Annotated in this window: 20 protein-coding genes and 7 tRNA genes; 19 read left to right on the top strand and 8 right to left on the bottom strand. The window is 66.2% G+C overall.

Going from position 1 to position 22,614, the window contains the following annotated elements; translation table 11 throughout:
* Positions 1–49: 49 nt before the first annotated feature.
* The 17 genes from truA (at position 50) to AC07V5_RS27220 (ending at position 12,180) form a co-directional block, all read left to right on the top strand.
* Positions 50–832, top strand: coding sequence for a tRNA pseudouridine(38-40) synthase TruA (gene truA, locus AC07V5_RS27300; RefSeq protein ID WP_495118763.1), 783 nt, complete (start codon positions 50–52; stop codon positions 830–832).
* Positions 829–1,467 (top strand): phosphoribosylanthranilate isomerase, encoded by a 639-nt coding sequence (locus AC07V5_RS27295; protein WP_495118762.1) that lies wholly within the window; start codon positions 829–831, stop codon positions 1,465–1,467. Before truA ends, AC07V5_RS27295 begins: the two co-directional genes overlap by 4 nt.
* Before the next feature lie 11 nt (positions 1,468–1,478).
* Entirely contained in the window at positions 1,479–2,741 is a 1,263-nt protein-coding gene (gene trpB / locus AC07V5_RS27290; protein WP_495118761.1) for a tryptophan synthase subunit beta, read from the top strand.
* Positions 2,738–3,547: a tryptophan synthase subunit alpha gene (gene trpA / locus AC07V5_RS27285; protein WP_495118760.1), complete on the top strand. Its 810-nt coding sequence runs from the start codon at positions 2,738–2,740 to the stop codon at positions 3,545–3,547. The genes trpB and trpA overlap by 4 nt, the downstream gene beginning before the upstream one ends.
* 3 nt (positions 3,548–3,550) lie before the next feature.
* Entirely contained in the window at positions 3,551–4,423 is an 873-nt protein-coding gene (gene accD, locus AC07V5_RS27280) for an acetyl-CoA carboxylase, carboxyltransferase subunit beta (protein ID WP_495118759.1), read from the top strand.
* A gap of 61 nt (positions 4,424–4,484) precedes the next feature.
* Positions 4,485–5,795, top strand: coding sequence for a bifunctional tetrahydrofolate synthase/dihydrofolate synthase (gene folC / locus AC07V5_RS27275; protein WP_495118758.1), 1,311 nt, complete (start codon positions 4,485–4,487; stop codon positions 5,793–5,795).
* A 15-nt stretch (positions 5,796–5,810) separates the two neighbouring features.
* Positions 5,811–6,575: an SPOR domain-containing protein gene (locus tag AC07V5_RS27270; RefSeq protein WP_495118757.1), complete on the top strand. Its 765-nt coding sequence runs from the start codon at positions 5,811–5,813 to the stop codon at positions 6,573–6,575.
* A 7-nt stretch (positions 6,576–6,582) separates the two neighbouring features.
* Positions 6,583–7,125 (top strand): CvpA family protein, encoded by a 543-nt coding sequence (locus tag AC07V5_RS27265; RefSeq protein WP_495118756.1) that lies wholly within the window; start codon positions 6,583–6,585, stop codon positions 7,123–7,125.
* Between the two features lie 10 nt (positions 7,126–7,135).
* Positions 7,136–8,647, top strand: a complete 1,512-nt coding sequence (gene purF / locus AC07V5_RS27260; RefSeq protein ID WP_495118755.1) for an amidophosphoribosyltransferase — start codon at positions 7,136–7,138, stop codon at positions 8,645–8,647.
* Positions 8,648–8,652: 5 nt separating this feature from the next.
* Entirely contained in the window at positions 8,653–9,879 is a 1,227-nt protein-coding gene (locus tag AC07V5_RS27255; protein WP_495118754.1) for an O-succinylhomoserine sulfhydrylase, read from the top strand.
* On the top strand, positions 9,876–11,279 hold the full coding sequence (gene gltX / locus AC07V5_RS27250; protein ID WP_495118753.1) for a glutamate--tRNA ligase: 1,404 nt from the start codon (positions 9,876–9,878) through the stop codon (positions 11,277–11,279). Before AC07V5_RS27255 ends, gltX begins: the two co-directional genes overlap by 4 nt.
* Positions 11,280–11,381: 102 nt before the next feature.
* Positions 11,382–11,457 (top strand) — tRNA-Ala (locus AC07V5_RS27245).
* A 51-nt stretch (positions 11,458–11,508) separates the two neighbouring features.
* Positions 11,509–11,584: transfer RNA gene (locus tag AC07V5_RS27240), tRNA-Glu, on the top strand.
* A gap of 52 nt (positions 11,585–11,636) precedes the next feature.
* Positions 11,637–11,713: transfer RNA gene (locus AC07V5_RS27235), tRNA-Asp, on the top strand.
* A gap of 77 nt (positions 11,714–11,790) precedes the next feature.
* Positions 11,791–11,866 (top strand) — tRNA-Ala (locus AC07V5_RS27230).
* A 51-nt stretch (positions 11,867–11,917) separates the two neighbouring features.
* Positions 11,918–11,993: transfer RNA gene (locus tag AC07V5_RS27225), tRNA-Glu, on the top strand.
* Between the two features lie 110 nt (positions 11,994–12,103).
* Positions 12,104–12,180: transfer RNA gene (locus AC07V5_RS27220), tRNA-Asp, on the top strand.
* Between the two features lie 69 nt (positions 12,181–12,249).
* On the opposite strand, the gene AC07V5_RS27215 is transcribed toward AC07V5_RS27220, so the two are convergent.
* The 3 genes from AC07V5_RS27215 to AC07V5_RS27205 all read right to left on the bottom strand — a co-directional run bounded on the left by AC07V5_RS27215 (position 12,250) and on the right by AC07V5_RS27205 (position 13,192).
* The gene (locus AC07V5_RS27215; RefSeq protein ID WP_495118752.1) at positions 12,250–12,501 is read right to left on the bottom strand and encodes a hypothetical protein; all 252 of its coding nucleotides are present in this window, start codon (positions 12,499–12,501) and stop codon (positions 12,250–12,252) included.
* Between the two features lie 173 nt (positions 12,502–12,674).
* A tRNA-Ser gene (locus tag AC07V5_RS27210) sits at positions 12,675–12,764 on the bottom strand.
* Between the two features lie 32 nt (positions 12,765–12,796).
* Positions 12,797–13,192, bottom strand: coding sequence for a DUF4902 domain-containing protein (locus AC07V5_RS27205; protein ID WP_495118751.1), 396 nt, complete (start codon positions 13,190–13,192; stop codon positions 12,797–12,799).
* A gap of 77 nt (positions 13,193–13,269) precedes the next feature.
* Between AC07V5_RS27205 and AC07V5_RS27200 the strand changes: the two genes are divergently transcribed.
* Entirely contained in the window at positions 13,270–13,986 is a 717-nt protein-coding gene (locus AC07V5_RS27200) for an autoinducer binding domain-containing protein (RefSeq protein ID WP_495118750.1), read from the top strand.
* A gap of 285 nt (positions 13,987–14,271) precedes the next feature.
* Here AC07V5_RS27200 and AC07V5_RS27195 read toward each other — a convergent pair whose 3' ends face one another.
* Both AC07V5_RS27195 and AC07V5_RS27190 read right to left on the bottom strand, forming a co-directional pair.
* Complete coding sequence (locus AC07V5_RS27195; RefSeq protein WP_495118749.1) at positions 14,272–15,183, bottom strand: SPFH domain-containing protein; 912 nt, start codon at positions 15,181–15,183, stop codon at positions 14,272–14,274.
* 36 nt (positions 15,184–15,219) lie between these two features.
* A complete protein-coding gene (locus AC07V5_RS27190) occupies positions 15,220–15,648 on the bottom strand; it encodes an NfeD family protein (protein WP_495118748.1) in 429 nt (142 codons plus the stop codon).
* A gap of 130 nt (positions 15,649–15,778) precedes the next feature.
* Between AC07V5_RS27190 and AC07V5_RS27185 the strand changes: the two genes are divergently transcribed.
* Positions 15,779–18,046 (top strand): Orn/Lys/Arg family decarboxylase, encoded by a 2,268-nt coding sequence (locus tag AC07V5_RS27185; protein WP_495118747.1) that lies wholly within the window; start codon positions 15,779–15,781, stop codon positions 18,044–18,046.
* 6 nt (positions 18,047–18,052) lie between these two features.
* Here the strand turns inward: AC07V5_RS27185 and AC07V5_RS27180 are convergent, their stop codons facing one another.
* The 3 genes from AC07V5_RS27180 to AC07V5_RS27170 all read right to left on the bottom strand — a co-directional run bounded on the left by AC07V5_RS27180 (position 18,053) and on the right by AC07V5_RS27170 (position 22,609).
* Positions 18,053–20,377: a glycoside hydrolase family 88 protein gene (locus AC07V5_RS27180; protein ID WP_495118746.1), complete on the bottom strand. Its 2,325-nt coding sequence runs from the start codon at positions 20,375–20,377 to the stop codon at positions 18,053–18,055.
* An 82-nt stretch (positions 20,378–20,459) separates the two neighbouring features.
* Complete coding sequence (locus tag AC07V5_RS27175; protein ID WP_495118745.1) at positions 20,460–21,278, bottom strand: helix-turn-helix domain-containing protein; 819 nt, start codon at positions 21,276–21,278, stop codon at positions 20,460–20,462.
* On the bottom strand, positions 21,275–22,609 hold the full coding sequence (locus tag AC07V5_RS27170; RefSeq protein WP_495118744.1) for a DUF1501 domain-containing protein: 1,335 nt from the start codon (positions 22,607–22,609) through the stop codon (positions 21,275–21,277). Before AC07V5_RS27170 ends, AC07V5_RS27175 begins: the two co-directional genes overlap by 4 nt.
* Positions 22,610–22,614 lie beyond the last annotated feature (5 nt).

Below are 22,614 nucleotides of genomic sequence, written 5' to 3'. Positions count from 1 at the left end.
ACCGCGATACTTCGACGCCCGGCCTGGCCGGGCGTTTTCTTTGGAGCTTATGAGAGTCGCTTTAGGAGTCAGCTACCGAGGCGGCGGCTACAACGGCTGGCAGAGCCAGCCCGATGGCCGCACGGTGCAGGACGCCCTCGAAAAAGGCCTGTCCGCCTTCGCGGCACAGCCCATCCGCACGATCTGCGCCGGCCGCACGGATGCCGGTGTGCATGGCATCAACCAGGTCATCCATTTCGACACCGAGGTGGAGCGCGAGCTGTTCTCCTGGGTTCGCGGTAGCAACCGTTACCTCCCGCCCGACATCGCCATCCAATGGTGCCGCTTTCCGGGCGATACCTTCCACGCCCGCAACTCGGCACGTGGCCGGCGCTATGCCTATCTGCTGTTGGAGTCGGCCGTGCGGCCCGCCATCGAGTCCGGCCAATGCGGCTGGGTGTTCCGTCCGCTCGATCAAGTCTTGCTGGAAGCTGCCGCTGAACGCTTGATTGGCGAGCATGACTTCTCGTCCTTCCGCTCGTCCGAATGCCAGGCCGCGTCACCGGTGAAGACCTTGCGCGAGATCCGCGTGCAGCGCCGTGGCGCCTACTGGCGCTTCGAATTCGAGGCCAGCGCCTTCCTGCACCACATGGTGCGCAACCTGATGGGCTGCCTGCTGGCGGTGGGCAACGGCACGCGCTCGGCGGACTGGGTGTCCGACGTGCTCGCCGCACGCGACCGCAAGGTGGCCGCGCCGACCTTCGCCCCCGACGGCCTCTATTTCCTCGGCCCGACCTACGATGCCGAACTCGACATCCCGCGCGAGGTCGCGGCACTGAACTGGCTCCCATGACTCGAATCAAGATCTGTGGCCTGACGCGCGAGGCCGATGTAGAAGCGGCGATTGCGGCCGGCGCCGACGCCATCGGCTTTGTCTTCTACGCCAAGAGCCCGCGCGCCGTGACGCCGGAGCGGGCGAGGGCGCTTGCCAAGCTGCTGCCGCCGTTCGTGACGCCGGTGGGGCTCTTCGTCAACGCGACGGACGCCGAGCTGCAGGCGGGGTTCGATGCGCTGCCCAACATGCTCGTCCAGTTCCACGGCGATGAGACGCCCGCCGACTGCGACCGCGTGCGCCGGCCTTATCTGCGCGCCGCGCGCATGGCGCCCGGGGTCGATTTGCTAAACTTCGCCGCTCAATTTCCCAACGCCCAGGCCATCCTGCTCGACGCCCACGTCGACGGTTATGGCGGTGGCGGCAAGGTCTTCGATTGGTCACTCATTCCACCAAGCGCTGCCTCTCACCTCGTTTTGTCTGGTGGGTTGAATGCAGCAAACGTCGGCGATGGCATCGCCCGGGTACGGCCTTGGGCCGTTGATGTGAGTTCCGGCGTCGAGGTGTCCAAGGGCATCAAGAGCGCCGACCTGATCCACGAGTTCTGCCGCGCTGTTCGTCTCGCTGACGGCCGCGCCGATGCCGAACTGACCTGATAGGGAAGACCATGTTCCAGTACGACCAGCCCGATGCAACCGGGCATTTCCGCCACGCGGGTACGCCTACCTTTGGTGGCAGCTTCGTCTCCGAGACCCTCGTCCACGCGCTCGACCAGCTCAAGGACGCCTACGCCCACTACCGCAACGACGCCGAATTCGTTGCCGAGTACCAGCGTGAGCTCAAGCACTTCGTCGGCCGTCCCAGCCCGATCTATCACGCCGAGCGCCTGAGCCGCGAGCTGGGCGGTGCACAGATCTACCTGAAGCGCGAGGACCTCAACCACACCGGTGCGCACAAGATCAACAACGTCATCGGCCAGGCGCTGCTGGCCAAGCGCATGGGCAAGCCGCGTGTCATCGCCGAAACCGGCGCCGGCCAGCACGGCGTGGCCACGGCCACCATCTGCGCGCGCTACGGCCTGGAGTGCGTCGTCTACATGGGCAGCGAGGACGTCAAGCGCCAGTCGCCCAACGTCTATCGCATGAAGCTGCTTGGCGCGACGGTCGTGCCCGTCGATTCCGGCAGCAAGACCTTGAAGGACGCGCTGAACGAGGCCATGCGCGACTGGGTGACGAACGTCGAGAACACCTTCTACATCATCGGCACCGTGGCCGGCCCGCACCCTTATCCAATGATGGTGCGCGACTTCCAACGCGTCATCGGCCTGGAGTGCCTGGAGCAGATGCCCGAACTGGCCGGCCGCCAGCCGGACGCCGTCATCGCCTGCGTGGGCGGTGGGTCGAACGCCATCGGCATCTTCCACCCCTACATCCCGCACGAGAACGTGCGCCTCATCGGCGTCGAGGCCGAAGGGCAGGGCGTGGCCAGCGGCAAGCATGCCGCGACGCTGACCGCCGGTAGCCCTGGCGTGCTGCACGGCAACCGCACCTACCTGCTGCAGGACGCGGACGGGCAGATCATCGAGACGCACTCCATCTCCGCCGGCCTGGACTACCCCGGCGTCGGCCCCGAGCACGCCCACCTGAAGGACATCGGCCGCGCCGAGTACGTTGGCGTCACCGATGCCGAGGCATTGGCGGCCTTTCACCGGCTGTGCCTGACGGAAGGCATCATCCCGGCGCTCGAATCCAGCCATGCCGTCGCGCACGTGATCAAGCTGGCACCGACGCTGGGTAAGGACAAGGTGCTGCTGATCAACCTCAGCGGCCGGGGCGACAAGGACATCGGCACCGTCGCCGACCTGTCCGGCGCTTCGTACTTCGACCGCCCCTCGCAGGCCGGTGAAAAGGTGAAGGGGGGCGCGCAATGAGCCGCATCAAGACCACTTTCGACCAGCTCAAGGCCGACGGCCGCAAGGCGCTTATCCCCTTCGTCACCGCCGGTGACCCGTACCCGACCGCCACCGTCGACCTGCTGCTGGCCATGGCCGAGGCCGGCGCCGACGTCATCGAGCTGGGCGTGCCTTTCTCGGACCCCATGGCCGACGGCCCCGTCATCCAGCGCGCCGGTGAACGCGCCCTGAAGCATGGCATCGGCCTGCGCAAGGTACTGGCCTACGTGCGCGAGTTCCGCACCCGCAACAACAAGACGCCGCTGGTGCTGATGGGCTACGCCAACCCGGTCGAGCGCTACGGCTTGGACGCCTTCGTGGCGGACGCCAAGGACGCCGGTGTCGACGGCATCCTCATCGTCGACTACCCGCCCGAGGAGTGCGAAGAGTTCGCCGCCAAGCTGCGCGCGGCCGACATGGACGCGATCTTCCTGCTGGCGCCCACCTCCACCGAGGCGCGCATGGCCCAGGTCGGCAAGCTCGCCAGCGGCTACGTCTACTACGTGTCGCTGAAGGGCGTGACGGGTGCCGGCCACTTGAACACGGCCGCCGTGGCCGAGGCCGTGCCGCGCATCCGCCAGCACGTCAGCGTGCCGGTGGGCGTGGGCTTCGGCATTCGCGACGGTGCCACGGCACGGGCCGTTGCCGATGTTTCCGACGCGGTCGTCATCGGCTCCAAGCTGGTCGAATTGCTGGAGCGCCAGCCAGCCGATAATGTCGCCTTGACTGGCGCGGCCTTCATCCGTGAGATCCGCGCTGCACTCGACACAGCCCACAAGGACTGACACATGAGTTGGCTCGACAAACTGCTCCCGCCCAAGATCCAGCAAGGTGACCCGGCAGACCGCCGCACCGTCCCCGAAGGCCTGTGGATCAAGTGCCCGAGTTGCGAGACGGTGCTCTACAAGACCGACCTGGAGCAGAACATCAACGTCTGCCCCAAGTGCTCGCACCACCACCGCATCGGCGCGCGTGCCCGCCTGGACGCTTTCCTCGACGGCGAAGGCCGCTACGAGATCGGCCAGGAAGTGCTGCCGGTCGACGCGCTGAAGTTCAAGGACAGCAAGAAGTACCCCGACCGCCTGAAGGAAGCGCTGGAGAACACCGGCGAGACCGATGCGCTGATCGTCATGGGGGGTGCGGTGATGAGCGTGCCGGTCGTCGCGGCCTGCTTCGAGTTCGACTTCATGGGCGGCTCCATGGGTTCGGTCGTCGGCGAGCGCTTCGTGCGCGGCGTCGAGACGGCCATCGAGCAGAAGACGCCTTTCATCTGCTTCACCGCCACCGGTGGCGCGCGGATGCAGGAAGGCCTGCTCAGCCTGATGCAGATGGCCAAGACCAACGCGTCGCTGACGCGCCTGGCCAAGGCCAAGTTGCCTTACATCAGCGTGCTGACCGACCCGACGATGGGCGGCGTGTCGGCCAGCTTCGCCTTCGTGGGCGACATCGTGCTGGTCGAACCCAAGGCGCTGATCGGCTTTGCCGGCCCCCGCGTCATCGAGAACACCGTGCGCGAGAAGCTGCCTGCCGGCTTCCAGCGCGCCGAGTTCCTGATGGAGAAGGGCGCTGTCGACATGATCGTGGACCGCCGCCAACTGCGCGAGACCATCGCCCGCCAGCTCGCCATGCTGCAGCGCCAGAGCGCGGACGCCGTCGCCTGAACGTCGCCCGCAGAGTTCCAAGCCAGGCTCCGAGCCTGGCTTTTGTTTTTAATGACCCGCCATGACGCTTGAAGACTGGCTCGCCCACTGCGAGCGCCTGCATCCCAAGACCATCGACATGACGCTGGACCGTGTCGCGACGGTGCGCGAGCGGCTGGGCATTGCCTTCGACTGCCCGACCGTCGTCGTGGCCGGCACCAACGGCAAGGGCTCGACCTGCGCGATGCTGGAATCCATCGCGCTGCATGCGGGCTATCGCGTGGGGCTCTACATCAAGCCTCACCTGGTGCACTTCCAGGAGCGCTGCCGCGTCGGCGGGGCGCCGGTGCAGGCCGAATCGCTGGAGCCGCACTTCGAGGCTGTCGAAGCCGCGCGCGGCGACATCACGCTGACCTACTTCGAGTTCACGACGCTGGCCATCATGCGGCGCCTGCAGCATGAGCCGCTGGACTTCGTCATCCTCGAAGTCGGCCTGGGCGGCCGGCTGGACGCGGTCAACGTCATCGACGCCGACTGCGCCGTCATCACCAGCATCGACCTGGACCACACCGAGTTCCTCGGCACCGACCGCGAGAGCGTTGGCCGCGAGAAGGCCGGCATCATGCGCGCCGGCCGACCGGTGGTCATCAGCGACCCGATGCCGCCGGCGTCCCTGGCGGCACGCGCGGCCGAGCTCGGTGCTGACCTGCGCCAGCTAGGCCGAGACTTCACCTTCAGCGGCGACCGCACGCAGTGGCAATGGGCGGGGCGAGCCAAGCGCTTCTCCGGCATGGCCTACCCGGCGCTGCGCGGTGTGAACCAGCTGCTGAACGCCTCCGGCGTGCTGGCCGCCTTCGAGGCCCTGGTGGACCGCCTGCCCATCAGCGCCCAGGCCGTGCGCACGGGGCTGGCCCTGGTCGAACTGCCGGGCCGCTTCCAGGTGCTGGCCGGCCAGCCCGCCGTCGTGCTGGACGTGGCCCACAACCCGCACGCCGTCGCCGCGCTGGCCCAGAACCTGGACCAGATGGGCTTCTTCCCCCGCACCCACGCCGTCTTCGGTGCGATGGCCGACAAAGACCTGGCCGGCATCCTGGCGCGCATTGCACCGCTGGTGGACGTCTGGCATTTCACCGACCTTGCCCTGCCGCGCGCCGCCACGGCCGAGCAGCTCGAAAGCGCCTTCCTTGCCGCCGGCCTGAAAACGCCGCCCGGCGTGGCAACGCACACCCATGCCAATCCCCTGGACGCCCTGCACGCGGCGGCTGCCGGGGCGACCACGGCCGATAGAATCCTGGTCTTCGGTTCCTTCTACACCGTGGGCGGGGTGCTCCAGCAGGGCCTGCCCCGCGTGACGGCCGGCGCTGCCGAGCCACAGCCTCCCACCCTCCACTGACGTCAGACGCCGCCGATGGGCTTGTTCTCCTTTCTCAAACGCGACGCCGACGCCGGGACCGCCGCGGCGGCGCCCAAGAAGTCGGCCAAGTCCGGCGCCAAGGCCAGCGCGGCTGACGACGTGCAGGTGCTGCGCGCCCGCGCCCGCCGCCGGCTCATCGGTGCGGCCGTGCTGGTTGCTGCCGGAGTCGTCGGCTTCCCGCTGATCTTCGAAACCCAGCCGCGGCCGATTCCGGTCGATCTGCCCATCGACATCCCGCGCAAGGACACGGCGCCGCCGCTGGTCGTGCCCACGCGCGAGCCGTTGGCCCAGGTCGATCAGGCCTCGGCGCCCGAAGCGGTGCCGGCGCCCGTGGCCAGCGCGCCAGCGGTCGTGGAGCCCAAGCTCGCCGAGAAGCCGGCGGAGAAGCCCGTGGCCAAGGTGGCCGAAAAGCCCGTTGAAAAACCTGCCGACAAGCCGGCCGACAAACCCAAGGCCCATGCCAACGATGGCGCGCGTGCCCAGGCCCTGTTGGACGGCAAGCCGCCCGCTGCCAGCACACCGGCCGCCACCGCGCGCTTCATCGTGCAGGTCGGGGCCTACGGTGAGAACAAGGCTGCCCAGGAGATCAGGCTCAAGGTCGAAAAGCTGGGCCTCAAGACTTATGCCCAAGCCGTGGATACGGCCGATGGCCGCCGCGTGCGCGTGCGACTGGGCCCTTTTGCGAGCCGCGACGAGGCCGAGCGCGCTGCATCCAAGCTCAAGGGCGCGGGCCTGCCCGGCGCCATCCTGACGCTGTAAGCCTGCCATGGACATCGCGCTCAGCTGGGTCGACCTCGCGCTGGCAGCGGTGTTGTTGATCTCCATCGGCATCGGCCTGTGGCGCGGCCTGGTCTTCGAGGTCATGTCGCTGGCTGGCTGGGTGGTCGCGTATTTCGCGGCGTCGCCGCTGGCGCCGGTCGTCGAGGAAATGCTTCCCGCGTCCACGACGAGCAAGTTCGGCCCCGCCGTCCTGCACGTCGTCACGCTGGCCATCGCCTTCTTCCTTGTGCTCATCGTCTGGAGCCTGGCCTCGCGCCTCGTCAAGACGCTGATCCACGCCACGCCGCTGTCCGTGGTGGACCGCCTGGGTGGCGCCGGCTTCGGCGCGCTGCGTGGCGTGTTCATCGCGCTGCTGCTGGTGCTCGTCGTCGGCGCGTCGCCGCTGGCCGAATCGGCAACCTGGCGGGCCTCGCGTGCCGCCCCTGTGCTTGGCGGCGTGCTGCACGACCTGGCGCCCCTGCTGCCCGAACCTCTCGCCCGTTTTGTTTCCCGCTCGATGACCCCATCTGAAGCGGAATCGACTGACTAAGGACTCCGCCATGTGTGGCATCGTCGGCGCTCTTGCTGCCTCTCCCGTCAACCAACTCCTCTATGACGCGCTGCTGCTGCTGCAGCACCGCGGCCAGGACGCCGCAGGCATCGTCACGATGCAGGGCCAGAAGTGCTTCATGCACAAGGCGCGTGGCATGGTGCGGGACGTCTTCCGCACCCGCAACATGCGCGCGCTTCCGGGCCATATCGGCCTGGGCCAGACGCGTTACCCGACCGCCGGCAATGCCTACAGCGAAGAGGAAGCTCAGCCCTTCTACGTGAACGCGCCTTTCGGCATCGTGCTCGTGCACAACGGCAACCTGACGAACGCGCATGCGCTGAAGGACGAACTCTTCGACATCGATCGCCGCCACATCAACACCGAGAGCGACACCGAGGTGCTGATCAACGTGCTGGCCCACGAGCTGGAGATGGCTGCGCGCGACCTGCCGCTGACGCCCAAAGAGGTGTTCTCCGCCGTGCGCGCGGTGCAGAAGCGCATCAAGGGCAGCTACGCCGTCATCGCGCTGATCGCCGGCCAGGGCCTGCTGGCCTTCCGCGACCCCTTCGGCATCCGCCCGCTGTGCTTCGGCCGCTCGGCCAACGGCGAGTTCATGGTCGCCAGCGAAAGCGTCGCTCTCGAAGGTACGGGCCACCAGCTGGAGCGCGACGTGGCGCCCGGCGAGGCGCTCTTCATCGACATGACGGGCAAGCTGCACACCGAGCAGTGCAACGAGAACCCCACGCTCAATCCGTGCATGTTCGAGTTCGTCTACCTGGCCCGCCCGGACTCGGTGATGGACGGCATCTCGGTCTACCAGGCCCGCCTGAACATGGGCGAGACGCTGGCCCAGCGCGTCATCTCCACGATGCCGCCCAACGAGATCGACGTCGTCATTCCCATCCCCGAAAGCAGCCGCCCGTCGGCCATGCAGCTGGCCCACCGTATCGGCAAGCCCTACCGCGAGGGCTTCGTGAAGAACCGCTACGTCGGCCGTACCTTCATCATGCCGGGGCAGGGCGCGCGCAAGAAGAGCGTGCGCCAGAAGCTTAATGCCATCGGTGTGGAGTTCAAGGATCGCAACGTGCTGCTGGTGGACGACTCCATCGTGCGCGGCACCACCTCCAAGGAGATCGTGCAGATGGCCCGCGAGGCCGGCGCGCGCAAGGTCTACCTCGCATCTGCCGCGCCGCCGGTGCGCTACCCCAACGTCTACGGCATCGACATGCCGACGGCCGAGGAGCTGATCGCGCACAACCGCTCGATCGAGGAGATCCGCCAGTACATCGGCGCCGATGCGCTGATCTACCAGGACGTCGATGCGATGAAACGTGTCGTTGCCGCGCTGCGCCCGGGCCTGGCGGGCTTTGAGGCGAGTTGCTTCGACGGGCATTACGTGACCGGCGATGTCAGCCTGGAAGACTTCGCCACGCTGCGCGCGCAACGCGCCAACCAGCCCGCCGACGAGGAAGCCGACTCGCGCGGCCGCCTGGCCTTGCAACGCGGCGACGAAGGCTGAAGCACATGAGTGACTCAGCCCGCCGCCCGCTGCCCGACGGTCTGCGCCCGGAGACCTTGGCCGTCCGCACGGCGCTTGAGCCCAGCCAGCATGGCGAGAACTCGGAAGCGCTGTTCCTGACGACGGCTTACGTTCAACCCGACGCTGAAACCTCGGCACGCAAGTTCTCCAACTCCGAGGACTTCACCTACTCGCGCACCAGCAACCCGACCGTGCGCAGCTTGGAGGCGCGCCTGGCCGCCCTCGAAGGCACCGAAGCTGCGATCGCCACATCGACGGGCATGAGCGCCATCCTGCTGCTGGGCATGGGCGTGCTGAAGGCCGGCGATCACGTCATCTGCTCGCGCTCGGTGTTCGGCTCGACGATCAACCTGTTCGCCAAGGAATTCGGCAAGTTCGGCGTGGAGACGACGTTTGTCTCGCAGACCGATCTGTCCGAATGGCGTGCGGCCATCAAGCCGACGACCAAGCTCTTCTTCGCCGAGACGCCAACCAACCCGCTGACCGAGATCTGCGACATCCGCGCGCTGGCCGACATGGCTCACGATGCGGGCGCGCTGCTGGCCGTCGACAACACCTACTCGACGCCGGCGCTGCAACGGCCGGCCGAGATGGGCGCCGACATCGTCATGCACTCGGCCACCAAGTACATGGACGGCCAAGGCCGCGTGATGGCCGGCGCGCTGTGCGGGCCGAACAAGCTGATCCGCGATGTCTTCGGCCCCGTGCTGCGTACGGTGGGCATGACGTTGGCGCCGTTCAACGCCTGGGTCGTGCTGAAGGGCTTGGAGACGCTGTCCTTGCGCATGAAGGCGCAGAGCGAGCAGGCCTTTACCGTGGCTCGTTGGCTGGAGGCTCAGCCCGAAGTGGCGCGGGTCTACTACCCGTCTCTGGGGTCTCATCCGCAGCACGACCTGGCCATGCGCCAGCAGTCGGGGCAGGGTGGGGCGGTGCTGTCCTTCGAATTGAAGGCGGACTCACCTGAGGCCGCGCGCGCCGCGGCCTTCCACGTCATCGACAGCACGCGTGTCGTCTCCATCGCCACCAACCTCGGCGATACCAAGTCCATCATCACCCACCCCGCCACGACCTCCCACGGCCGCCTCAGCGAGGCGCAGCGCCAGGCCGCCGGCATCGGCCAGGGGCTGATCCGCCTGGCCGTCGGCCTCGAGCATGTCGACGACATCTGCGACGACTTGGCTCGCGGCCTCTCCACTCTGAAAACCCGATGAGCTCCAATTTCGACAAGGTCCGCACGCGCATCGCGCCGTCGCCGACCGGTTTCCTGCACCTGGGCACGGCCCGTACGGCCCTCTACTCCTGGGCCTATGCCCGCCATCACGGTGGCGAGTTCGTGCTGCGCATCGAGGACACCGACGTGGCCCGTTCCACGCAGGACTCCGTCGACCAGATCATCGCGGCGATGAACTGGCTGGGCCTGAGCTATGACGAAGGCCCGATCTACCAGATGCAGCGCCTGGACCGCTACCAGGCGGTCGTGGATCAATTGATCGCGGAGGGCAAGGCCTACCGCTGCTACGCGACGCCCGAGGATCTTGAAGCGATGCGTGAGGCTCAGCGCGCACGCGGCGAAAAGACGCTCTACGACCGTCGCTGGCGTCCCGAACCCGGCAAGACGCTGCCCACGCCGCCCGAGGGCGTGAAGCCGGTCATCCGCTTCGCCAACCCGGTGGGCGGCGACGTGACGTGGGATGACGTCGTCAAAGGCCCGATCACGATCAACAACCGCGAGATCGACGACCTGATCATTGCGCGCACGGATGGTGTGCCGACCTACAACTTCGCCGTCGTCGTCGACGACTGGGACATGCGCATCAGCCATGTCTTCCGCGGCGACGAGCACGTCAACAACACGCCCTGGCAGATCAACATCTTCAACGCGCTGGGCGCGCCGCTGCCGTCCTTTGGCCATCTGCCCATCATCCTGGGCGACGACGGCCTGAAGCTGTCCAAGCGCCGCGGCGCGGTCAGCGTGATGGACTACGCCGCGAACGGCTATCTGCCCGAGGGGATGCTGAACTACCTGGCCCGCCTGGGGTGGAGCCATGGTGACGATGAGTTGTTCTCGGCAGAGCAGATGGTGGCCTGGTTCGACGGCAGTCATCTTTCCAAGAGCCCGGCCCAGTGGGACCCGGCCAAGCTGGATTGGGTCAACGGGCACTACGTGAAGCAGGCCGACGAAGCGCGACTGGCGGGTCTGGTCGTCGCGCAGTTGGCCGCCAAGGGCATCGCCGTAACCGCGGAGCAGGTGCTGCCCAAGGTCGGCCTGTTCAAGGACCGCTGCGCCACCGCCGCGGCATTGGCGGACTGGTTGAGCATGTACTTCGCGCCAGTAACGCCCTCGGTCGAAGAACTGGCAGCGCACATCACCGACGCTGTCCGCCCGGCGCTGGCGGCTCTCGCAGATCGCTTGAATGCGCTGACCGATTGGAACAAGGCGACTATCCAGCAGGCATTGAAGGAGACACTTGCTGCGGCAGGCCTCAAGATGCCGCAACTGGCAGTTCCCGTGCGTGTTCTGGTGTGCGGCCGTGCGCAGACGCCGAGCCTGGACGCGGTGCTCGAGCACTTCGATCGGAAAAAAGTTCTCGACCGCTTGCAATCAGTCTGATTTTCGTCATATACTCTTTGTCTCGCTTGAACAGCGCCGCAAACGAAGCGATTAACGACAAGTCGATAGCCACTACGGTACCGACAAATCGAGAATCAAAACGGGGGTATAGCTCAGCTGGGAGAGCGCTTGCATGGCATGCAAGAGGTCAGCGGTTCGATCCCGCTTACCTCCACCAAAATCTTGAAAGAGGTTTTGAGTGGCGCGCGGTTCAAGTCGCGAAGGTTTAGTCCCCTTCGTCTAGAGGCCTAGGACACCACCCTTTCACGGTGATTACAGGGGTTCGAATCCCCTAGGGGACGCCAAGTTTGATGAGCTTGGGTATTGTTGAAAGACAATATCGAATTCATCCCACGCGGAGTGGTAGTTCAGTTGGTTAGAATACCGGCCTGTCACGCCGGGGGTCGCGGGTTCGAGCCCCGTCCACTCCGCCAAGGATTCCATCGGGTCCGCCCGATAAACAACGGCCAATTTATTGGCCGTTTGTTTTTGCGACCGTCATGAAATTGACGGGGGTATAGCTCAGCTGGGAGAGCGCTTGCATGGCATGCAAGAGGTCAGCGGTTCGATCCCGCTTACCTCCACCAAATTCCCTTGTGGATATTTGAGTGGCACGCAGTTTTGATTTGAAAGATTGAGTCCCCTTCGTCTAGAGGCCTAGGACACCACCCTTTCACGGTGATTACAGGGGTTCGAATCCCCTAGGGGACGCCACTATTGGCAGTCTCGTCGCAAGACGGGGTTTGTTGATAATCCTGTCGCAAGACAGGCAAGCTTGATGAGCTTGGATATTGTTGAAAGACAATATCGAATTCATCCCACGCGGAGTGGTAGTTCAGTTGGTTAGAATACCGGCCTGTCACGCCGGGGGTCGCGGGTTCGAGCCCCGTCCACTCCGCCACAAATAGCAATGCGCCGAAACCCTCGCGGGTTTCGGCGCATTTTGTTTTGGGCTGCTGTTATCTGATCGTCAGGAAACGCCGCGCGAAGGTGCCGGGGCCGTGCCGGCGTCATCGCTGCCGCCGCTGCTATGAGCCTGGGGGCTGGTGCTCGCCGGCCGGGATTCGGCCGGGGCCGTGCGGGGGGCTTCGCTGGGGCTGCGCTTGCCGCTGACGACCAGCCGTGCCAGCTTGACCACCTCGCTGGCTTCGGCAGGCAACCCACCGGCCACCAGGCCCAGCGCCAAACACAAGCTCGTCCAACCCTTAAGCATTCGCGACATCTCCGCCTCCCGCCTCGCAGACAGCAAGGCACGCGTTGCAGTGTTCAGCAAGTGCCGTGAGCAAACCAGCGTCGCGCGACGAATTGCGCTTTCCCGGGGACGAATTGCAGTTGGGTGGTTCGCACGGAGGAAGCGCAAAAAGCAAAACGGGCCCTTGCGGGCCCGATCATGCTTGGCGGAGAGGGCGGGATTCGAACCCGCGGTGGGGATAAACCCACACACGCTTTCCAGGCGTGCGACTTAAACCGCTCATCCACCTCTCCTGCAAGCCTGCCATCATAACCTATTGCGAGGGTCACGCTGCACAACTGATGCGTTGACTGGCTCGCCGCCAGTCCAGCGTGTCGCGCCAGTCAAGCTGATGGATGACGTTGTTCAGGTGCAGCATGCGCCGTGAGCGGGCCAGTGCGTGACCCTCACCGTCGATCAGCGCCACGTTGCAGAGAATGTTCATCGGGTCGAACAGCGCGACGACATCGGGTTGGATCTCCGTCCACTCCCACGCAATCTGGATCGGCTCGCCGCCGTCCGACGTGGCCCATACCTCTTGCCCGGAGCGCAGTCCGGAGCGTGCATCGTGCACCCTAACGCTGCTTCCGACTTGACGCAGTTCATGGGTCGCCAATTCGAACTCGTTTACAGTCTTGACGACCGTTTCGCAGGCCATCAGTTGCCAAGCTGCCATCTGCATGCGGTTCTCCCTTCATTTGGATGGTTTGCAGTGTGCGTTCGTCGTGAACGCGCTGCTCCTACCAACCCTAGTAGCGCATGAACCTGCAGCGGTACGAACAAGTCAGCCAAGCGGAAAACATCACGTCCTTCCGACAGGGGTTGATCGATTTCGCGAACGACCTGGACTTCGGTCTGGTCGTTGGCGTGCTTGCCATCGAACATCGCGGTCCAGGTGCGAAGACCGAGTACGTCGCGGTGGGCAATACGCCCGAGGCGTTTCTGGAGATCTCCAGAGACAACAGCTACGCGCAACGCGACCCCGTGCATCAGCGCCTGGCGCATCTGACCAAGCCGCTGATTTACGACCAGGGTTTTTATGTGGACGCCGGCGCAGGCGAGCTATGGGAGATGTATGCGCCGTTCGGCTACCGGACGGGTGTGGCTGTGGGTGTCCAAATGCCTGGCTACCGCCGACTGCTGCTTGGCGTCGATCGGGAGGCACCCTTGCCCAAGGATCCGACCAAGCTGAATCGGATGATTGCGGACCTGCAATTGCTTGCTGTTCATGCTCAAGACGCTGCGGGGCGGCTGCTCGTGTCCAAGAGATCGACGCAACCCGAGCTGCGCCTTCCGCCCCGTCAGCTTGAGATCCTGAAGCTGACGATGGACGGCAAGAGTGCCTGGGTTGTCGGGAGTCTGCTGGGCATCAGCGAGAACACGGTGAACTACCACATGAAGCAGCTTTTCAAGCTGCTCGACGTGTCGACCAAGCATCAAGCCGTGCTGAAGGCGATGGAGGTGGGGCTCCTCTGACGACGCGAGCCCCTACCAGGGTTTGTAGTTCTCCGTTTTCGACACCTCCCACACACTGAGTGCCATCTCAACGCTGCTAGCTGGATGGTGCAAATGGAACACGTTTCTTTTTGGGAAGTTGTCGCGGAACTGCTGGGCTTCCCTATCACGGGTAACTGATCTCGATCCTTGGGCGGATCTAAGGAAAAGCGACAACCTCCATCGCTTTCGTTCGGCGCCCCCCGAACGTCTTGCGCCCGCGACTGCCCTTGCTAGGGCCCTCGCGGGCTTTTTTACTTTCAAGCCTCAGGGTTTGGTGCCGCCCTTGAGCAGCGCCATGGCCGTTCCGATCAAACCGGCGACTTCGCTCATGTTGCCCGGCACGATCATCGTGTTGTTCTTCTGGGCGAGCTGGGCGTAGGCGTCGACGGCTTTCTCCGCGACCTTGAGCTGCACCGCCTGATCGCCCCCCGGCTGCTGGATGGCGGCGGCGATCTTGCGGATGGCGTCTGACGTCGCGTCGGCCACCGCCGTGATGGCTGCAGCCTGGCCCTGGGCCTGGTTGATCTCGGCCTGCTTCTCGCCTTCGGAGCGCGCAATCGCGGCTTCGCGTTCGCCGGTCGCGATGTTGATTTGCTCCTGCCGGCGGCCCTCCGAGGCCGCGATCAGCGCGCGCTTCTCGCGCTCGGCGGTGATCTGGGCCTGCATGGAATGCAGGATGGCCGGCGGCGGCGTCAGGTCCTTGATTTCATAGCGCAGCACCTTGACGCCCCAGTTCAGCGCGGCTTCATCCAGCGCCTCGACGACGGAGGTGTTGATGACGGCCCGCTCTTCGAACGTGCGATCCAGCTCCATGCGGCCGATGACGGAGCGCAGCGTGGTTTGCGCGAGCTGCGTGATGGCGATGACGTAGTTGCTCGCACCGTAGCTCGCGCGCATCGGGTCGGTGACCTGGAAGTACAGGATGCCGTCCACCGTCAGCTGCGTGTTGTCCTTGGTGATGCAGACCTGGCTGGGTACATCGAGCGGGATCTCCTTCAGCGAATGCTTGTAGGCCAGGCGGTCGACAAAGGGCACGAGGAAGTTCAGTCCGGGCGTCAAGGTCGCGTGGTATTTGCCCAGGCGTTCGACGACCCAGGCGTGTTGCTGCGGTACGACCTTGATGGAGCGAACCACGAAGATGGCGGCGATGACGAGGATGACGAGTGCGATTTCCATAAGGTCTCTCGGATGGCGTTCTTGAGCCGAAGGCGTTCAGCGGTCCAGCAGCAGGCAGCTGCCTTCGACGGCGCGGATGACATGTCGGCCGCTCTGGGCAGGCGTGCTGCCGATGAAGCGGGCCTGCCAGGCGGCGCCGCGGTACTGCACCTGCGCCAGGCCATCGACCGACCAGGCGTTGACCTGCACGCTCTGGCCGATGTCGAGGTTCACGTCAGGATTGCTGGACGCTGGCGCCGGCTTGGCGGCCTTGGCGCGCCGCAGATGCCAGCCGACGACGGCGACGCCGCCGATCAGCGCGGCCACCAGCACTTGCCCTGTCGGCCCCATGCCCAGATGCGCCGCAAGTGCGCCCCCCGCTGCTCCCACGGCCAGCATCAGCAGATAGAAGGTGCCGCTGGCCAGCTCGGCTGCTACGAGCACGCCCGCCGCGACCCACCAGACGGTGGCCCAGTTCAAATCCATGATGCCTCTCCGCGTCTTGGGTATTGAATCAGTTTAGAACGCGTGCTTGGCCCCAGGGATGGGGCTTGGACATATTGCGGCCCTACACTTCGCCGCTTCGTTTTTTGATGCCCGCCCGCTGGAGGCCGAGATGATCCGTTTTCACTTTCCCGTCGTCATCATTGACGAGGACTACCGCTCGGAGAACACCTCTGGCCTGGGCATCCGCGCGCTGGCCGAGGCCATCCAGAAGGAAGGCATGGAGGTTCTGGGCGTGACGAGCTACGGCGACCTGTCGCAGTTCGCCCAGCAACAGAGCCGCGCCTCGGCCTTCATCCTGTCCATCGACGACGAAGAGTTCACCGCCGGGCCCGAGATGGACCCCGTCGTGCTGAACCTGCGCAAGTTCATCCAGGAAATCCGCAACCGCAACCCGGACATCCCGATCTACGTCTACGGCGAGACGCGCACCAGCCAGCATCTGCCTAACGACGTATTGCGCGAGCTGCACGGCTTCATCCACATGTTCGAGGACACGCCGGAGTTCGTGGCCCGCCACATCATCCGCGAGGCCAAGAGCTACCTTGACGGCCTGGCGCCGCCGTTCTTCAAGGCGCTGATGGACTACGCCCAGGACGGCTCGTACTCCTGGCACTGCCCCGGCCACTCCGGCGGCGTGGCCTTCCTGAAGAGCCCGGTCGGCCAGATGTTCCACCAGTTCTTCGGCGAGAACATGCTGCGCGCCGACGTGTGCAACGCCGTGGAAGAGCTCGGCCAACTGCTGGACCACACCGGCCCCATCGCCCAGAGCGAGAAGAACGCCGCGCGCATCTTCAACGCCGACCACTGCTTCTTCGTCACCAACGGCACGTCCACGTCCAACAAGATGGTGTGGCACCACACGGTGGCGCCGGGCGATGTCGTCGTCATCGACCGCAACTGCCACAAGAGCAACCTGCACGCCATCATCATGTGCGGCGCCATCCCCGTCTTCATGACGCCGACGCGCAACCACTACGGCATCATCGGCCCCATCCCCGAGAGCGAGTTCAGCCCCGAGGCCATCCGCGCGAAGATCGCCGCCAACCCGCTGCTCGCGCACGTCGACCCCGACACCGTCAAGCCATCCATCGTCACGCTGACGCAGAGCACCTACGACGGCGTGCTCTACAACACCGAGACCATCAAGAAGAAGCTCGACGGCTACATCCCGACGCTGCACTTCGACGAGGCCTGGCTGCCGCACGCCGCCTTCCACGACTTCTACGGCCAGTTCCACGCGATGGGCAAGAACCGCCCGCGCCCGAAGGAAGCCATGGTCTACGCGACCCAATCCACGCACAAGCTGCTGGCGGGCATCTCGCAGGCTTCGCAGGTGCTGGTGCAGGACTCGCAGAGCGTCAAGCTCGACAAGCACCTCTTCAACGAGGCCTACCTGATGCACACGTCGACCTCACCGCAGTACTCGATCATTGCGAGCTGCGATGTGGCCGCCGCGATGATGGAGCCTCCCGGCGGCACGGCGCTGGTGGAGGAGAGCATCCGCGAGTCGCTGGACTTCCGCCGCGCGATGCGCAAGGTCGAGTCGGACTACGGCGACGACTGGTGGTTCAAGGTCTGGGGTCCGGACTTCCTGCGTGCGGATGAGGGCGGTGAGCCTGTTTCGGCAGATTGGATGCTCCATGCCGACGAGGACTGGCATGGCTTCGGCGGACTGGCCGAAGGCTTCAACATGCTGGACCCGATCAAGTCCACCATCATCACGCCCGGGCTGGACATGGAAGGCCGCTTCGCGGCAACCGGCATTCCGGCGTCGGTGGTGACGAAGTTCCTCGTCGAACACGGCGTTGTCGTCGAGAAGACGGGGCTGTACTCCTTCTTCATCATGTTCACCATCGGCATCACCAAGGGCCGCTGGAACACGCTGCTGACCGCACTGCAGCAGTTCAAGGACGACTACGACAAGAACGCGCCGCTGTGGCGCATCCTGCCGGAGTTCTGCGCCAAGTTCCCCAAGTACGAACGCATGGGCTTGCGCGACCTCTGCCAGAGCATCCACCAAGCCTATGCCGAGGGCGACATCGCGCGTCTGACGACGGACATGTACCTGTCCAACCTGCAGCCGCTGATGACGCCGACGGACGCCTATGCCCACATCGCGCAGCGCAAGACCGAGCGCGTCGGCATCGATGACCTGGAAGGCCGCATCACCACCTCGCTGCTGACGCCCTATCCCCCCGGCATTCCGCTGCTGATTCCCGGCGAAGGCTTCAACAAGAAGATCGTCGACTACCTGAAGTTCACGCGCAGCTTCAATGCCAAGTTCCCCGGCTTCGCGACGGATGTGCATGGCCTCGTCCACGAGGTGGACGAGGAGACCGGACGCGGCCGCTACTACGTGGACTGCGTGAAGGCCTGATCGGCCTTACTTCTTGCGGTCCGCGTGCAAGACGCGGACCGGGTGGTTCAAGCCGTCGAGCGTGGTGGCGATCCAGGCCTTGAAGCCGTCGAGGTCGCGCACGCCGGATGCGTCCTGCACCCAGGCCTGGGCAAAGGCGTAGCGCACCTTGGCGGCGTCCTTGAAGGTGACGAACAGCGTCTCGCCGTCGTTGTTGAAGCGCGTGGCCACCGCCTCTTCCGGGAAGAAGAGGATGAGGCCGAGATCGTCGCCCGCCAGGCTCTGCCGGCCCCAGGTGGCGATGTAGCTCCAGCCGTTGCTGGCCTTGTCTGCCTTCAGCACCGTCATGCCCTTGTGATGGACGATGCCTGCGGCGACCGGCCCGCTCATGCCGCTGCCCTTGGCGTCGACCCAGGTCAGCGCCGATCCCGCGTGGATGCGATAGCGCGTGACGAGGCTTGACGCCCCGCCGTTGAAGCCGAGGTTTTCGACCGTGGCGCTGGCGCTGACGGGTCCCTCGCTGGCGACGTGACCCACCACCTGGCCGGCGCCCACCTGCGACGCCTTGCCGTTGCGGACTTCGCCGATGCCGCCGATGCCCAGCGACCGGTCGACCTGCAGGATGTCCTGCCCCCAGTCGGCCATCGCGTGATAGTCGTCCGCGCCCTGGCCGATGGACTGCAGGACGGGGCGAGGCAGCTTCTTGCCGTAGATGTCGGTGGCGTTCCGGTCGTCGAGATAGAGGCGGTAGGCCACCTTGTCGCTTTCCCAACCCAGGCCCTCGAAGGCGATCAGCCCGTCGTGGCCCGTGTGCCCGGCCGGCACCTTGAAATCCTTGCGCAGATGGAAGACGCCGCCCTTGAAGGCCTTGTCCTGCAACGTGCCGCCCTCGCGGACGTTGAGGATGGCCTGGGTCTGCAACGGCAGCGGGGCACTCTGCGGCACAAAACGGACGACGGCCTTGGCATGCGCCTTCATCGGCAGCACGAGGCTCACGCTCGCTGGCTGGCCGTCGGCGCTCGGGTTGTACTGGGCGGCGTAGACGCGGCCATCGCTCAGCACCGACCAGTTGCCTGCGCCGGCACCAACCTGGGCGGCCAGTACTGAAACCAAGGCGCTCGGCTGGTCGTGAGACGAAGGGTTCTCCACCGTGACGGCAGCCTTCAACGGTTCGACTGGCGGCAGATTCAAGTCCGCGACGGCGGTGGCCGCCAGCAGGAAGGCGCCGACACCGTAATGCTGCGTGTCGTCGTACTCGACGGCGTCGGGGCGGTCCCCGACCGGTTGCACATAGCCCACCCGGCCGTCGGCGCGCACGGCGCGGGCCAGCGCGGCCCAGCCCTTGCGCACCACGGGCTCGTAGGCCTTGCGGTCCAGCAAGCCGGCCTTGATGCCCCAGGCGAAGCCATAGGTGTAGAAGCCCGTGCCGCTCGATTCCGGCAGCGCCGTCTCGGGGTCGCCCAGCAGCGATGGCGACCAGAACCCATCGGGCTTCTGGATGGCCTTCAGCTTCACGGCCATGTCGCGAAAGATGGCGGTGATGCGCGGGCGGTCGGGGTCGTTCCTCGGCAGCTGCTCCAGCATCCGCGCCAGGCCGGCGAAGACCCAGCCATCGCCACGCGACCAGAAGACCTTGCGGCCATTGATGTCGCGGCGCTCGAAGAAGCGGCTGTCGCGGAAGTAGAGTTGCTCCTCCTTGTCATAGAGCAGTTCGGTCGTCGCCCAGAACTCCTTCTTGGCGAAGGCGGCGTACTTGGCCTCGCCGGTCGCCTTGGCCAACTCGAGCCAGACGGGTGGCGCCATGAAGATGGCATCGCACCAGGACCAGCGGTCCACCGACGGCACGCTGCGGTCCGGCATTTCGACAAAGTGCAGGTCGACACTGCTCGGGTTCGCCAGGATCTGGTCGAAGCGTTCGCGCAGAGGCGCCATCGCCGCGGCGCCGGCGCCATGGCGTGCCGCCCACAGATAAGCCGTACCAATGGTGTGATCGTCGGCGTGATAGACGCGGCTGCCGGGCTGCCAGCCGTTGTCCTTGCCGCGCTGCATGATGGCTTGGGCAAACTCCGGCTGCTTGCTGTGGTCTGCCAGCGCCACGAGGCCGACGAACAGCGCTCCCTGTTCCCAGCCTTTGGGATCGGGCATGGACTTGACCGATCGCGGGTGTTCGCCGCGTTCGAGCGCCTTCAACTGCCAGCGGCCCGCCTTTTCAGCCAGCGCGATGACGGCCGCTGGCTTCCAGGGCACGGCGTCGGCGGCAGCTACCGACAGCGGCGGTGTCGCCGGTTCGGCCCAGGCAGTCAGCGACGACAGGGCCAGTAGGCCGGCGGCGTAGAGGATGGCCGTCTTCATCGAGTCTCCTCGTTAGAGTCGGCCGAAATGTAAGCGCTTTCAAGGCGCTACCGCATCGGGGCAGCCCTTGCTCTGTCGTCGATCAGGCGGGCGTGCTGCCCATGCGCCAGGGCAGGCCCTCGTGGCGCGTCAGGTCGCGGCGCACGCCGGCCGGGCTCAAGCCCGTCAGCGCGCGGAACTCGCGCCCCATGTGGGCCGCATGGCTGAAGCCGCAGCGCGTGGCGACGTCGGCCAGCGTCTCGCCATCGGCGACCCGCCTCAGGCCCTCCTGCAGCCGCTCGATGCGCAGCAGCGACTTGGGTGGCAGGCCCAGGGCGTCGCCAACGCGGCGCTGCAGCTGGCGCGCGCTGGACGTCGCCGCACCTGCCCAGTCACCGACACGGCCGGCGTCGGCGGGTACCTTGGGCGGCGCCTGCCAGGGCTTGCGTGCCTGCGCGCAAGAGATCCAGTCCTGCAACTGCTGCTCGATGACCCAGACCTCGGCCGCCGTGCTCGTCGCGCGGCGCAGTTGGCCCATCAGCCCCTGCGCGGTAGCGGCGCCGACGACCTGGGCAGCCGGGCGGCGCTGGTTGAGCCAGGACACGGCAGGCAGGTCGAACAGCCAGTTCAGCACGCCCGGGCGCAGCAGCACCGTCGTGATGACCGGGTCGTTGGCGTAGGCCCGCCGTGCCGGCGTCAGGCGTGGGCCGGCCAGCTCCAGCTCCGCCAGCGAGCGGTCCGTGTCGGCGTCTGTCCAGTCGCCGCGATGCAGCACCGTCAGCGCGCCCAGCACATTGGCCGGAAAGCACTGCACCGCCGGCAGCAACGGGCCCTGCAGGCTGGGCCGGCGCACGGCGATGGCCTGGACATAGGGCGCCAGCGCCTGGCTGGGCGGCAGCAACTGCGTGCGGCTGAAACTCATGCGGCCATGAATCCGAGGTCCTGTGGTGCGAAGGCGGCAAGCGCCGGGAAAGCCACGTTGAGCGCGGCGACGTCGAGGCCGAACCAGCGCGCGAGTGTCGCGCCGAACTGCTCCAGCGAGGTGGACGGGATCAGCGCGCCGCGGCTACCGGCATCGTCCGCGCCGCCCAGGGCGGGGTAGGGGAAGCGGCCGTAGACCTGGCCGCCCTTGACCGCGCCGCCGAGGATGAGGTGATGGTTGCCCCAGCCGTGGTCCGTCCCCGAGCCGCTGGGCTGCAGCGAGCGGCCGAACTCGCTCTGCGTGAAGCTGGTGACCATGGACGCCACGCCGAGCTCTGCAGTCGCGTTGTAGAAGGCGCCCATCGCGTCGCCGAGCTGGCGCAGCAGGTCCCACTGCTGCCAGCTCTGGCCGCTGTGCGTGTCGAAGCCACCGAGCTGGACGAAGAAGACCTGGCGCTTCACGCCGACGCTGCCGCGCAGCGCGATGACGCGCGCCACCTGCTGCAACTGGCGGCCGAGGTCGGTGCCAGGGAAGACCGTGTTGACGGTGCCTGCGCCGCTGCTGCGCAGCAGCGTGCCAAGGCTGAGGGCATCGCGGCGCACCTGGTTGGCGGCCTGGATCAGCTTCACGCCACCGTCCAGTGCCAGGATCTCGTTCAGGGCCTGGCTGCGCGCCGTGGTGGCCGAGGCCGGCCAAGTGCTCATGCCGCTGACGTCGAGGTTGAAGCCGGGAATGAGGCTGGCGCTGGGCACCTGGGCGCCGTTGGCAAACAGCGCGCCACCGGACATCGACACGGCGGCCGGAAAGCGCGACGTGCCATTGCGGGCAATCAACGCATCCGCCGTGCGTCCACCCCAGCCCGTGCCGCCGCCGCCGCCGTTGCCGGCCTGGGTCTGCAGCATCTGGTCGGAGTGCGAGAACAGGTTGGCCGGCAGCGTCGCCGTGCCGGATGTGATCTGGGCGCGTGTCGTCGGCGCCAGCAGCGGGCCGACGTTGGCGATCGCCGCCAGCTTGCCCTGCGCCCACAGCGGGTGGACGGTCTGCAGGCCCGAGTTCAGCGCATAGGCCACGCCATCGGTCGTCGTGATGGGCAGCAGGCTGGCGGACTGGTCGGGCAGGGCCAGGCCACCGCGCAGGCTGCGGTAGGCGGCATAGGCGGCCGCGCTCTGCGGGATCAGCACGTTGTGGCCATCGCAGCCGCCGGCCAAGAAGATGCAGACGAGGGCGCGGTAGTCCTCGGTGGTCTGCGCGAGGCTGGGCAGGGCCGGCGCGGCGGTGAGGGCGCAGGCGGCGCGCAGCAGGGCGCGGCGGGTGGTGTTGTGGGCGGTCATGGCTC

The organism is Roseateles sp. GW821-FHT02E12, assembly GCF_059421665.1.
Note: the sequence above shows the minus strand (reverse complement) of the source record. Positions and strands in the feature narration are given on the sequence as shown.